Source organism: Psychrobacter sp. YP14 (assembly GCF_003209315.1).
GTDB classification, from domain to species: domain Bacteria; phylum Pseudomonadota; class Gammaproteobacteria; order Pseudomonadales; family Moraxellaceae; genus Psychrobacter; species Psychrobacter raelei.
This window is the reverse complement of record NZ_CP029789.1, coordinates 1,012,338-1,025,456: the sequence shown is the minus strand read 5'-3', so window position 1 is coordinate 1,025,456 and position 13,119 is coordinate 1,012,338. Positions and strand designations below refer to the sequence as shown.

At 45.3% G+C, this 13,119-nt stretch carries 10 protein-coding genes; 4 read left to right on the top strand and 6 right to left on the bottom strand.

All coding sequences use genetic code 11. The annotated features are described in order from the left end of the window. The first annotated feature begins 261 nt into the window (after positions 1–261). Both metK and DLE54_RS04435 read left to right on the top strand, forming a co-directional pair. A complete protein-coding gene (gene metK, locus DLE54_RS04440) occupies positions 262–1,428 on the top strand; it encodes a methionine adenosyltransferase (RefSeq protein WP_110816388.1) in 1,167 nt (388 codons plus the stop codon). Between the two features lie 74 nt (positions 1,429–1,502). Then, positions 1,503–1,835 carry a DUF3144 domain-containing protein gene (locus DLE54_RS04435; protein WP_011960151.1) on the top strand — a complete coding sequence of 111 codons (333 nt, stop codon included), beginning with the start codon at positions 1,503–1,505 and terminating at the stop codon, positions 1,833–1,835. Between the two features lie 100 nt (positions 1,836–1,935). Here the strand turns inward: DLE54_RS04435 and DLE54_RS04430 are convergent, their stop codons facing one another. From DLE54_RS04430 to gyrA, 5 genes are all read right to left on the bottom strand, one after another. After that, positions 1,936–3,564 (bottom strand): BCCT family transporter, encoded by a 1,629-nt coding sequence (locus DLE54_RS04430; protein ID WP_110816387.1) that lies wholly within the window; start codon positions 3,562–3,564, stop codon positions 1,936–1,938. Between the two features lie 422 nt (positions 3,565–3,986). Then, on the bottom strand, positions 3,987–6,575 hold the full coding sequence (gene clpB / locus DLE54_RS04425; protein WP_110816386.1) for an ATP-dependent chaperone ClpB: 2,589 nt from the start codon (positions 6,573–6,575) through the stop codon (positions 3,987–3,989). A gap of 373 nt (positions 6,576–6,948) precedes the next feature. After that, entirely contained in the window at positions 6,949–7,167 is a 219-nt protein-coding gene (locus DLE54_RS04420; RefSeq protein ID WP_011960148.1) for a hypothetical protein, read from the bottom strand. Continuing rightward, positions 7,157–7,861, bottom strand: coding sequence for a glutathione S-transferase (locus tag DLE54_RS04415; protein ID WP_110816385.1), 705 nt, complete (start codon positions 7,859–7,861; stop codon positions 7,157–7,159). Before DLE54_RS04415 ends, DLE54_RS04420 begins: the two co-directional genes overlap by 11 nt. A gap of 101 nt (positions 7,862–7,962) precedes the next feature. Then, complete coding sequence (gene gyrA, locus DLE54_RS04410) at positions 7,963–10,662, bottom strand: DNA gyrase subunit A (RefSeq protein WP_110816384.1); 2,700 nt, start codon at positions 10,660–10,662, stop codon at positions 7,963–7,965. A 12-nt stretch (positions 10,663–10,674) separates the two neighbouring features. Between gyrA and DLE54_RS04405 the strand changes: the two genes are divergently transcribed. Together DLE54_RS04405 and DLE54_RS04400 are read left to right on the top strand one after the other, a co-directional pair. After that, a complete protein-coding gene (locus DLE54_RS04405; protein ID WP_110816383.1) occupies positions 10,675–10,935 on the top strand; it encodes a hypothetical protein in 261 nt (86 codons plus the stop codon). A gap of 91 nt (positions 10,936–11,026) precedes the next feature. Beyond that, positions 11,027–11,830 (top strand): methyltransferase domain-containing protein, encoded by an 804-nt coding sequence (locus tag DLE54_RS04400; protein ID WP_110816382.1) that lies wholly within the window; start codon positions 11,027–11,029, stop codon positions 11,828–11,830. A 67-nt stretch (positions 11,831–11,897) separates the two neighbouring features. Here DLE54_RS04400 and DLE54_RS04395 read toward each other — a convergent pair whose 3' ends face one another. Next, complete coding sequence (locus DLE54_RS04395) at positions 11,898–13,115, bottom strand: ABC transporter ATP-binding protein (protein WP_197708909.1); 1,218 nt, start codon at positions 13,113–13,115, stop codon at positions 11,898–11,900. Positions 13,116–13,119 lie beyond the last annotated feature (4 nt).

Sequence of the window (13,119 nt, the reverse complement as noted above, 5' to 3'; positions counted from 1 at the left end):
TTTTTGGGCTCATTTTTGTGCTTTGACTTATGCTAAAACTAACTAAGCCGTTTTCGACCGATGAATAGTGGCCAAGTCACTAGAGTTTTGGCCAACTTCAAGGTAAAATATGCTATTTTAAATTCTACGTTTGTCTTGTCAGATTTTATCGATTATCGTCTTGGTCTTTTTTAAAGCTCTGTCGTATGTTTTTTAAAACTCTATCGGATGAAAATCGCAAGTTCCTGAACACAAGCCCTGACTATAAGTGACTCCCTCATTATGCATGACTATCAACTTTTTACCTCAGAATCTGTAAGTGAAGGCCATCCAGATAAAATGGCAGATCAAATATCAGATGCGTTGCTTGATGCTATTATGCGTGAAGATTTACACGCCCGTGTGGCCTGTGAAACCTTAGTAAAAACGGGAGCAGTGGTTTTAGCGGGCGAAATCTCAACCACCGCCAACATCGATATCGAGCGTATCGTCCGTGATACGGTCAACAGTATCGGTTACAACCATTCAGACCTAGGCTTTGATGGTGAAACCTGTGCCGTTATAAACATGATTGGCAAACAGTCTCCTGAAATCGCTCAGGGTGTTGACCGCATGAATCCAGAAGACCAAGGTGCAGGCGATCAGGGCTTAATGTTTGGTTATGCCAGTAACGAAACTGAAGTATTAATGCCAGCGCCTATCGAATTTGCACACCGCTTGATGGAGCGTCAATCAGAGCTGCGCCGCTCAGGTGAGCTAAAATGGCTGCGTCCAGATGCCAAAGCTCAGGTCACTTTAAAATACACCAACGGTACCCCATCAGCCATTGACGCAGTGGTACTGTCGACTCAGCATGATCCAGACATCTCACAAGCTGATTTACAAGAAGCTGTGATGGAAAACATCATCAAGCATGTGTTGCCTGCTGAATTATTACATGCCGGTACTCGCTATCACATTAACCCCACCGGTAAATTCGTCATCGGTGGCCCTGTAGGCGACGCCGGTCTAACAGGTCGTAAAATTATTGTAGACACTTACGGCGGTATGGCGCGTCATGGTGGCGGTGCCTTTAGTGGTAAAGACCCATCAAAAGTGGACCGTAGTGCGGCTTATGCGGGTCGTTATGTGGCCAAAAATATCGTGGCCGCAGGTCTGGCTGAGCGCTGTGAAGTTCAGATCAGTTACGCCATTGGGGTTGCTGAGCCAACCTCCATTTCAGTCAATACTTTTGGGACAGCCAAAGTTAGCGCTGAGGTGATCATTGAGCTTATCCGCACCCACTTTGACTTGCGCCCTTATGGTATTACCCACATGTTAAATCTGCTACAGCCTATGTACCAACAGACGGCCACTTATGGTCACTTCGGTCGCCCAGGCTCTGAGACTGCCTTTACTTGGGAAAAAACCGATAAAGCCGAAATCCTAAGAGCAGATGCCAATATTTAGCCAATATCTCATAGTAAGCGCTATAAAGAATAAACAACGGCTCTAAATTTTAAAGTAAATAAGTTGAATCTATTATGACCGACAATAACACCACCCAAACCCCTGAGTTGTCAAAAGACATCGAAGCCTTTTACAAACGTGCTGATGCCATCATTGAATTGGCCAACAGCCAATTAGGTCCAGAATCACACTCAGGTCAAGTAGGCGCCTCTTTGTTGTATGCTGCAGCTCGCTATAGCTCTTCTGTGGCTTCAATCGGCTTCGTTAAAGGCAGTGATTTGGCTAAAGAAAAACAAGAGATTATCGAGTTTTATACCAAGCAGTATCGCCAAATGCTCAGTGACAACTTAGATGACTATGCTGAGAACTTCGATAAATATGTACAAACCGGCTCAGCGCAAAAATAGATCAGATTATCGGCGTTAACCCGCTTTCTGTTTTTTATCAGACAGAAAAATAGCCCACGTTTGTGGGCTATTTTTTTTGCTACGCTATACTTATGCGCTGTTAATCACCTGAGATAATCTTAGGAGGGCCTTTCAACAGCTCTTCATCAACGAATTCATCAGCAGTATTGTGCTCAGCCGACTCCTCGGTAATAAACCACTGATGAGCGCGGTATAAGATTAAACGGTCACGGCTTAAACCTCGCATTAAGGAGTACATCATCACCACTATCACCACGGCAAATGGAAAGCCTGCCACAATAGCTGCCGCTTGTAACGCACCCAATCCACCTGCTGCCAGCAAAATAGCAGCTACCAATCCTTGAGCCACTGCCCAAAATAGACGTTGAATCTTAGGAGGATTGGCATCACCACCTGAGGTTAACATATCAATCACGAAGCTTGCAGAGTCTGATGAGGTCACAAACCACAGCACAATCATCACCACAATCAGCATGGTGGTGGCCTGAGTAAAGGGGTAGAACTCCATCAGTTTGAAGATGGCATTACCATAATCATTTTGCACCACTTCGATAAAGCCTGGGTTGCCTAGTAGCTCCATATTCACCGCCACCCCACCAAAGGTAGTGAACCAGAAGAATAAAATAGCCATTGGCACAAATAGCACGCCCAATAAAAACTCACGAATGGTGCGGCCACGGCTAATACGAGCAATAAAGACACCAACAAAAGGTGACCAACTTACCCACCAAGCCCAATAGAAAATGGTCCAAGCAGACTGCCAATCTGTCTTAGAGTAAGCTTCATTCCAAAAGGCCAACTGAATTAGGTTTTGGACATAATTACCAATATTTTCGACGAAACTGTCCATAATGTACTGACTGGGGCCCAATATAAAAGCAAAAGCCAACAGCACAAAGGTCAAAAAGATATTAAGATCGCTTAACCGCTTGATACCTTTGTCCAAGCCTAGCATTAATGAGCCACAGGCCAGTAAGGTAATAAAGCCGATCAACACAATCTGTATGGTGATGTTGTTGGGCAGATTAAATAGACCCTCTAGACCTGAGTTAATCTGTAACACGCCAAGACCCAAAGTTGTCACCACACCGAACATGGTACCAAATACCGCTAAGGTATCTACCGTATGGCCCCAGCCGCCATAAATGCGCTTACCTAATATAGGGTATAGCGCTGAACGAATGGCCAGTGGTAAACCACGGCGAAAATGAAAATAGGCCAAAGACAGCGCCACAAACGCATAAATGGCCCAAGCATGAATACCATAATGCAAAAATGAGATGTTCATCGCCTGTTTGGCGGCTTCCACGGTCTCTTTTTCGCCCAAAGGTGGTGCCATAAAATGGTACACTGGCTCAGCAGTACCCCAGTACATAATACCAATACCGATGCCTGCCGAGAACAACATGCCAATCCAAGATGGCAAACTATACTGCGGTGCTTCGGTCTGATGTCCCAGACGAATGTCGCCATATTTACTAAAAATTAAATACAGACACATCACCACTGCAGCATTCATGACCACAATAAAAAACCAACCAAATCTGTGGGTAATAAAGCTTTGGGCTTGTGTAAATACGGTATTGGCCACTTTTGGAAATAGAGCCCCAAAAATGATAAACCCGACAATCAATACAACTGAGGCTATAAATACCGGCTTATTGACCTTGGGAAAAGGACCCAATCGACCAATTTTCAACTCACTCATTTATCTACCTTGTTTTAAAAAGTAGCCACCTTAACAATCCTCTTAATAATAAGCAATTTTTGCAACAGCTTTGCTGTAATAAATTAACCAACTTTAATTGATTTTTTTATCAAAGTATGAAAATCCTATTGATTAACCTAAGCCATGTCTCCCTAGTAAATAGTGAGCCGCCTCTTTATTATCCATAAAAAAAGCTCAGTTACTCTTAACTAAGCTTGCGCATGGCCTGCTGTTTTTATTTTGAAGATAATATTAACTAAATCAACAGTATCATAAGCCACGTGTTGGCCGCTGTCACTGATCTAAGCCGCCTTGATATGATGACTTGTGGCTTAAAAGTAAAAAACCCCTTACCTACTTACGTAGATAAGGGGTGTGCTGTGTGATAAATACAGCCATCTATCCGTCTGCTCTAAGCACAGTTAGGCTTTGGTGAAAACTAGGTTATCTTCGTCATCCACATCCACTTGGATGGTATCACCGGCGACAAATTCACCCGACAACAGCTTTAATGACAAGGGGTTTTCGATCTGCTGCTGGATAGCACGTTTTAGCGGACGTGCGCCATACACAGGGTCATAACCCACAGCCACCAGCATATGCATCGCATCAGCAGACAGCTTGATGTCCATCTCACGCTCTTTTAAGCGGCTGCGTAAACGATCCAGTTGGATGTCGGCAATACCGGCCATCTGTGACATACCAAGTGGATGGAAAACCACAATCTCATCGATACGGTTCACAAACTCAGGGCGGAAATGCTGACCGACAGATTCCATGACTGATGCTTTGATTTCTTCATAATCATCACCGGCCATCTCTTGGATTTTGTGCGAGCCTAAGTTACTGGTCATGATAATGACTGTGTTTTTGAAATCCACCACTCGCCCCTGTGAATCTGTTAAACGGCCATCATCAAGCACCTGAAGTAGAATGTTAAACACATCAGGATGCGCTTTTTCTACCTCATCGAACAAGATAACGCTATAAGGCTTACGGCGAACCGCTTCGGTCAATACACCGCCCTCTTCATAGCCCACATAGCCAGGAGGAGCACCCACTAAGCGGCTGACACTGTGCTTCTCCATGAATTCACTCATGTCGATACGCACCATCGCATCCTCACTATCGAACAAGAAGTTGGCCAGTGATTTGGTCAGCTCAGTTTTACCCACACCGGTTGGGCCTAAGAATAAGAAAGAGCCTGATGGACGGTTGGGGTCTGATAGACCTGCACGGCTACGACGCACCGCATTGGCCACTGACTGCACCGCTTCATCTTGACCGACGACTCGCTCATGCAAGCGCTCCTCCATCGTCAGCATCTTCTCACGCTCACCTTGTAGCATTCTGTTGACCGGAATACCGGTAGCCGCCGCCACCACTTCAGCAATTTCGTTATCGGTTACCTTATTGCGCAGCAGCTTGATACCATTGCCTTCACCCGTCTGCTCTTTTTGCTCAGCTAAGTCAGATTCGGTGATGCGTTTTTCTAGCTGCGGAATGGTCTCATACTGCAGCTTACTCATGGTCTCATAGTCACCCTCACGGCTGGCTTTGTCATAAGCAATACGCGCTTTATCCAGCTCGTCTTTTAGCTGCTGACTGCCTTTGACCAGCGCTTTTTCTGCCTGCCAAATCTCGTTAAGATCAGCATACTCTTTTTCAAGCTCTTCAATCTGCTCATCTAATACCTTACGTTCTGCTTGAGCGCCAGCATCTTCTTCATTTTTTAAGACTTCACGCTGCATTTTTAGCTGAATTAAGCGGCTGTCAAGCTTACCTAAGGCTTCAGGCTTGCTGTCCATCTCCATACGCAGACGGCTTGCGGCCTCATCCACCAGGTCAATGGCTTTATCAGGCAGCTTACGGTCGGTGATATAACGATGACTCATGCGCGCCGCAGCAATAATAGCGCTGTCTTGGATATCTACCCCGTGGTGCAGCTCATAGCGCTCTTTTAGCCCACGCAAGATGGCAATGGTGTCCTCGACTGTTGGCTCATCGACCAATACTTTTTGGAAACGGCGCTCAAGGGCAGCATCTTTTTCAATATACTGACGGTATTCATCCAGCGTTGTTGCACCCACACAGTGTAGCTCACCACGTGCTAAAGCAGGCTTTAACATGTTGCCAGCATCCATCGCCCCATCCGACTTACCTGCGCCCACCATCGTGTGTAGCTCATCGATAAATAAGATGACATTGCCTTCTTGCTTGGCCAAATCATTGAGCACGCTTTTTAGACGCTCCTCAAACTCACCGCGATATTTTGCACCAGCAATTAGGGCACCTAAGTCTAACGATAACACCTCTTTACGGCGCAGACCCTCTGGCACATCGCCATTAACGATTTTTTGAGCCAAACCCTCAACAATAGCGGTTTTACCCACACCAGGCTCACCGATAAGTACTGGGTTATTCTTAGTACGGCGTGACAACACCTGAATGGTACGACGAATCTCTTCATCTCGGCCAATCACAGGATCAAGCTTACCAAGCTCGGCACGCTCAGTTAGGTTAATGGTATATTTATTTAACGCATCACGTTGATCTTCAGCATTTTGATTGTCCACAGTCTGCTCTCCCCGCAATTGTTCGATAACCGCTTTTAATTTCTCAGCAGTAACACCGGCTGTATTAAACAGTTTTTTGGTATCGCCTTGTTCCGCTAACACCAATAATAACCATTCGGTAGCAATATAATCATCGCCCGCTTTTTGGGCTTGACGGTCAGCTAAGTTAAGCACTTTCACCGCATCTGGGCTTAAGTTGACTTCACCAGTTGGATTGGCAATTACTGCCTGATTGTCCAAGGCTTTGGCCACGCCATTTTTTAGTGCCGGAATACTGGCACCGGCTTGCTGACACACCGAGATATTAGACTCATCTTCTAATAAAGCGGCCATAATATGCACCGGTGCAATACTGGTGTGGTCTCGACCGATGGCCAGACTTTGAGCTTGTTGGAGCGCTGCTTGTAGCTTTTGAGTGAATTTATCAAATCTCATAGGATTGTCCTTGTAATAGGCGTATTTTATATTTTTTATATCAATTGTCTAAAAGCAATCTTTAACTTAAGGCATAAATACTATACACCTGTTGTTAACTTAAATTGCTTTGTTCTGTTATATATATGCAGCTAGGGTCTTAGCTTTTCAAGTCATCTCTATTTGTTTTTTAACAATGTCAAATTTTTTCGATGACCAAGGGGTAATTGGTGTTATATATAAGATTTAGCTGTGTTTTTTTCAATATTTTGACCAAAAAAAACCTGCGAACCCTTCATAAAAAAGGAACGCAGGTTTAGGACATAACACCCAATATTCGTCATTTTAACAATCATTTAGGTAATTTTTTTACCCAAATCTGTTTGTCCAGCTGTTAAGGCATTTTACAATAAACCAGACCTTGCTCAACGCTAGTTTGGGCACCGGCCATCTGACACTCTTTGACCAAGTGCGAACGGCTGGCTTGCCACCCAGCATAGAAGCTGACGACACAAAGTAATAAAACAAAAATCTTTATTTTGCTGTTTTTGAGCAGTTCCGGTTTTTGGGGTACATCAGAGTGCAATTGAGAGTGTTGACGCTTAGAACTCAAGCTTACCTCCTTTTGCCACTGCCGCTTTATAGGCCGGACGACCTTGGCAACGCTTTAACCAGTTTAAAGTACTGGTATAACGCACCTCATCAAGGCCTGCGCCTGAGTTGGCCGCTTCAACAAAAAATGCCATCTGAATGTCCGCTGCCGTAAACTCGCTCCCTGCAAAAAACTGATTACTCGATAAGGTTTGTTCGACCAACTCTAGCGAATTATTAACATTTTTAGTAATCATAGAGGCTTCTACTTGCTTACGAATCCCTTTAGCGATGGGCTTAATTAGGGCCGGAGAGCGCTCCACTACTTTTGAAAATACCAACCGCATGACCAAGGCTGGCATGGCAGACGCTTCGGCATAATGCATCCAAAAGTCATAGTCACGCCAAGCGGCATCATCGGCATCAGTTTTTGGATGCAGCTCATAATTGGTATCATATTTGGCCATGAGGTAATCTATGATGTGCCCAGATTCGATTAAAGCAGTGCTGTTATCAGGGTGCTTAGGATCCAATCCTTTTACTTCAAGAATCGGCGATTTTCCGACAGGATGGATACGCTCTAAGCTCTTAGGCGCTAAAAAAGATTTATTGCGCTCATAACTGGTCAGTTGATACGGCACACCCAGCTCTTCTAGAAGCCATAAAATACGAAACGAACGTGACTTTTGTAAGTGATGTAAATGTAAATCAGACATAAGCGATCCTTGATTATGAAATAAAAAATGCCGACAGATTATGCCGGCATTCTATACACTCTAAGCGAGTTGTCATAGCACTGTTTTGTTACTCAAGCTAACTACTCTAGAGTATCAGAGTGGTCCACAACGTCACTGTCTTTATCCGCGTCAAGTACGTCACCGGTCAGTAAGCCATCTTCAATCATGGCTTCAACCAGCTCATCTTCTTCACCGGTATCTTCAACTCGTGCCATGGCCACTAAGGCTTCATCCTTAGATAAACGGATTAAGGTAACCCCTTGCGTGTTACGACCTGAGGTTGCTACTTGAGCCACGGGGGTACGCACCAAAGTACCTTTGTTAGAGATTAAGATAATATCATCTTCTGGCTGAACCTTAGTGGCACGAACGAGTGCGCCGTTACGTTCACTGGTCTTGATGGCAATCACACCACCGCCGCCACGGTTTTGGGCATTAAACTCATCAACAGGGGTACGTTTACCATAGCCATTTTCACAAGCAATCAAAATCTCTTGCACATCCTCTTCGATGACTACCAGCGACTTGATAAACTCATCATTTGCAATACGCATACCGCGTACGCCTTTGGCAGTACGTCCCATAACGCGGGCATCATTTTCATCAAAGCGGATGGCTTTACCACTTGAGGCAAACAGCATCACTTGTTGCTCGCCGTTGGTAATGCGTGCAGACACCAGCTTATCACCCTCTTCTAGGCCAATAGCAATCAGACCGTTTGAGCGAATGTTGGCAAATTGTGACAATTCGACACGTTTAACGGTACCGTTCGCTGTGGCAAAGAACACAAAATGGCTGTCAATTTCTTCTGATAAATTCGGAATCGGCAAGATGGTGGTGACAATTTCATCTGGCTCAAGCCCAATAATATTGACTAAGGGGCGACCACGGGCACCGCGGCTGGCAATCGGCACTTCAAAGCCGCGTAAGCTAAACACTCGGCCGTTATCGGTAAAGCAAAGTACCGTTGCGTGCGTTGAGATGACCACTAAGTGATCGATCACATCATCTTCTTTCATCGCTGTGGCAGATTTACCCTTACCACCACGTTTTTGTGCCACATAATCGCTAATAGGCTGAGTCTTAGCGTAGCCGGTACGAGATACGGTTAATACCACTGTTTGCTCTGGGATTAAATCTTCACGGCTAAAGTCGGTACGTGAGTCAACAATATCAGTACGTCGCTCATCACCGAAGTTCTCTAAAATCTCAAGCATTTCATTTTTGATAACCATCATCAGCTTATCAAAATCTGCCAAAATAGATTCAAGCTCAGCGATTTGACGCAATAAGTCTTGATACTCTTCGGTTAATTTATCTTGCTCAAGACCGGTTAGACGATGCAGCTGCATCTCTAAGATAGCATTGACCTGCTCAAGCGATAGACGGTAATTGTTGCCTTGATCAATCAGGCCAAACGGATTTTTTAAATCCTCACCCTCAATATATTCAGGACGTACTGAGCGTAAGTCACCCGCCGCTAGCGTGCCACGGCCCGCTGCCTGTAGCATAGCGACAACTGTTCCTGAATCCCAAATCTGAGCCAGTAGCTTCTCACGAGCTTCACCGCGGTTGGCCGACTCTTTGATAGTCGCGATGATGTCATCGATATTGGCCAGCGCTACGGTCAAACCTTCTAATAAATGACCACGGGCTTTGGCTTTATTTAATTCAAATATGGTGCGGCGGGTGACTACTTCTTGGCGGTGACGCACGAAAGCGGCAATCAGTTGACGTAAGGTCATAAGCTTTGGCTGGCCATTATCTAAGGCCACCATATTAATGCTAAAGCTTGACTCAAGTGGGGTCTGCAAGAATAAGTTATTGACGATAACTTCGGCCACTTCACCGCGGCGCAGGTCAATGGCAATGCGCATACCGTCTTTATCGGACTCATCACGAATCTCAGAGATACCCTCAATCTTTTTATCACGAACCAATTCTGCGATGCGCTCAATCAGTTTGGCTTTGTTAGACTGATAAGGAATTTCGGTAAATACAATGCGCTCACGATCACGGTTAACACCCGTATCGCTCATCGGCTCAATATGATAGCGGCCACGAATGTGTAAGCGGCCTTTACCGGTACGGTATGCATCAACGATACCTGAGCGGCCATAGATAATGCCACCAGTAGGAAAGTCAGGTCCGGAGATGTAATTGGTCAGCTCTTCACTTGAGATATTGGGGTTGTCGGCATAGGCCAAGCAAGCATTTAATACTTCAGTTAAGTTGTGTGGCGCCATGTTGGTGGCCATACCAACCGCAATACCGGTTGCACCGTTAACCAATAGGTTCGGGATACGAGCAGGCAGAACGCTTGGCATACGCTCAGAGCCGTCGTAGTTGTCTTCCCAATCGACAGTATCTTTGTCCAAATCACCCAGCATTTGATGCGTCAGCTTGGTCATACGAACTTCGGTATAACGCATCGCTGCAGCAGGGTCATCATCGATAGAACCAAAGTTACCTTGACCGTCAACCATAGGATAGCGAAGACTAAAGTCCTGCGCCATACGCACAATGGCATCATACACTGCAGTATCACCATGGGGGTGATATTTACCGATTACGTCACCGACCACACGGGCCGATTTTTTATAGGGTTTATTGTAGTCGTTTGACAGCTGATGCATGGCGTACATGATACGGCGATGCACAGGTTTCAGCCCGTCTCTCACATCAGGTAATGCTCGAGACACAATAACGCTCATCGCATAATCAAGGTAGGATTGCTTCATCTCATCTACGATGGCAATGGGACTGACCGAATCACTCATACATACATCTCCATGTTAGCAGCTGATCTCATTTTTGGGCGTGATTTTTTAGCATGGAGTTTGGCTTGGTTTTTTAGCCCGGCAATCACGAATTTTATGAGGACAACTGCAAACTATTTTTTAAATTTTTATGCTAATAATTACCTGCTGTATTTTAGCATAAATTACGCTCAAGCGGGCGATTTGACTGACATTAACTCCAAAACCCTTGCCAAATTCAGTGATTTTCAGCCAGAAAAAAAACACCTTCTAAGCCTGCGTCAAAAAGCATAGGATATTTGTTGGTAAATTCTGCTAACTTGGTTACAATCTATGATTTTTTAACCCCATTTTATCCCCTATTTTTGATAAAGGCTAAGTTGACATGAGTGCAGATAAAGACCGTAACTTTGATCCCATCACCGAGCATTTTGTCAAAAAAGTCTATGGCGGCTTAAAAGGGGAGATTCGTCTGGCAGTGCTCAAGCGCGACTTGGCTCAGACAGTCGAGCAGCTATCCGCTCAGTTAAAGCGGCCATTAAAAATACTTGATGTGGGAGCTGGATTGGCTCAGTTGTCATTGCAGCTGGCCGCTCAAGGTCACATGGTTACGATCAATGACATCTCAGACAACATGCTCACTGAGGCCAAAAAAAGTGCTGAACAATTGGGCGTGTTGACTCAAGTAAACTGGTTAGTCTGCCCCTATCAACAGCTTGAGGACTTGCTTGGGGAGCACAACAAACAAAGCTATGACTTGATTTTGTGTCATGCGCTGCTTGAATGGTTGGCTGAGCCGCAACAGATTATGCCATTTTTTGCACAGTGGCTTGCGCCCACCGGCGTACTGTCGCTGTGCTTTTATAACCCCGCAAGCTTCATATACCGCAATCTGATTATGGGCAATTTTAACTTGCTCAATAACCCCAATTTCAAATCAGACAACAAAAAAAGCCTGACGCCCAATAACCCCGTCAGCTATGAAGAAGCTGACGCTTGGCTAAAGGCGCAAGGCTTTATGATTGATAAAGTAAGCGGGCTGCGTGTGTTTCATGACTATGCGCCGCTAAAACGTGGTGGTCACACCAATCCTGAGGCTGTAATTGAGATGGAGCTGCGCTATTCAGATCAAACCCCTTATAAATGGCTGGGGCGTTACCTGCATGTTCAGGCCTCTTTTGATGCTTAACTGTCAGTATCTAGTTTGTGATTAACCAGTTTGTGATTAATGAATGAATTAATTAGTGTGTCAGCCATTAGATACGCTGCCACGTGGTCATGTCTTCTAAATTATCACCTTGGAACAATACCACATGCGCCATTAGCGGCCGAAACCCTATGTCTGCGCCCACGGGGTGATCATGGTGGCTTGAAACCAAAGACAGCACTTCCTCGCCATTATCCAAACGCAGACGATATAAGAAGTTGGCACCGCGAAACACCCGCTCTACCACCATGGCATGCTGAGTGCTATGATCATCATGTACTATGTCATCTGGGCGAATGAGCACTTTAATCTTGGTGCCATTAGGAAAGTCATACTCACACACCTCACCTTGGCTAAAATAAGTATCATAGTCAAAGCCTTTATGAGTGGCATGAATCGGCTCAGGATAGCGCTTAATATCCCCCAGTGCAGTCTTGATAACACCTTGTTCAATGACCCCATCAATCATGGCCCCCTCCCCGATAAACTCGGCGATAAATGGACTGCTGGGCTCATGATACAGCTCATCAGGGGTCGCCCACTGTGCAAGCTTACCGTTATGCATCACCCCAATTTTATCAGCAATAGCAAAGGCTTCATGCTGATCGTGGGTGACTAAGATGGCCGTGGTATGGGTGCGCTTTAGGATGTCTCGCACCTTGGCTGCTAATGACTCACGCAGCATCATATCTAGGTTTGAAAATGGCTCATCAAGTAATAACAGCTCAGGCTTAGGCGCCAAAGCGCGCGCTAAAGCAATGCGCTGCTGCTGACCACCTGAGAGCTGATTGATACGCTTGTTGGCGTGTTCAGTCAATTCCACCAACTCTAGCATCTCTTGTATACGTGCCGCCTTATCTGCCTTGCTCCAGCGGTGTAAACCAAAGCCAATATTTTCACTGACTGTCAGATGGCTAAACAGTGCATAGTCTTGAAACACCATGCCCATATCACGCTTAGCTGGCATAACCTGTACAGTAACCTTACCTTGATTAATATCAGTTAAGGTTTTGCCATTGAGCACCACCCTACCTTGATGCGGCTGCTCAAGACCAGCGATGGCACGCAAAGCCGTGGTCTTACCACAGCCACTAAATCCAAGCAAACAGCCGATGTCGCCTTGGTTCAAACGCATCGATAATGACTTTACCACCTCAGTATGACCAAAGCTGACACTGATATTATCAAGCACTAAATAATCTGCACTGTCCTTATGGCTCACATTTTCAAAAGAATGATTCACACTGCGATTGGGGCTGGTTTGCATAGTT

Coding starts and splice junctions, on each gene's coding strand:
- metK (WP_110816388.1), top strand. CDS start 262: ATGCATGACTATCAACTTTTTACCTCAGAATCTGTAAGTGAAGGCCAT.
- DLE54_RS04400 (WP_110816382.1), top strand. CDS start 11,027: ATGAGTGCAGATAAAGACCGTAACTTTGATCCCATCACCGAGCATTTT.
- DLE54_RS04395 (WP_197708909.1), bottom strand. CDS start 13,115: ATGCAAACCAGCCCCAATCGCAGTGTGAATCATTCTTTTGAAAATGTG.
- DLE54_RS04435 (WP_011960151.1), top strand. CDS start 1,503: ATGACCGACAATAACACCACCCAAACCCCTGAGTTGTCAAAAGACATC.
- DLE54_RS04405 (WP_110816383.1), top strand. CDS start 10,675: ATGTTAGCAGCTGATCTCATTTTTGGGCGTGATTTTTTAGCATGGAGT.
- gyrA (WP_110816384.1), bottom strand. CDS start 10,662: ATGAGTGATTCGGTCAGTCCCATTGCCATCGTAGATGAGATGAAGCAA.
- clpB (WP_110816386.1), bottom strand. CDS start 6,575: ATGAGATTTGATAAATTCACTCAAAAGCTACAAGCAGCGCTCCAACAA.
- DLE54_RS04430 (WP_110816387.1), bottom strand. CDS start 3,564: ATGAGTGAGTTGAAAATTGGTCGATTGGGTCCTTTTCCCAAGGTCAAT.
- DLE54_RS04415 (WP_110816385.1), bottom strand. CDS start 7,861: ATGTCTGATTTACATTTACATCACTTACAAAAGTCACGTTCGTTTCGT.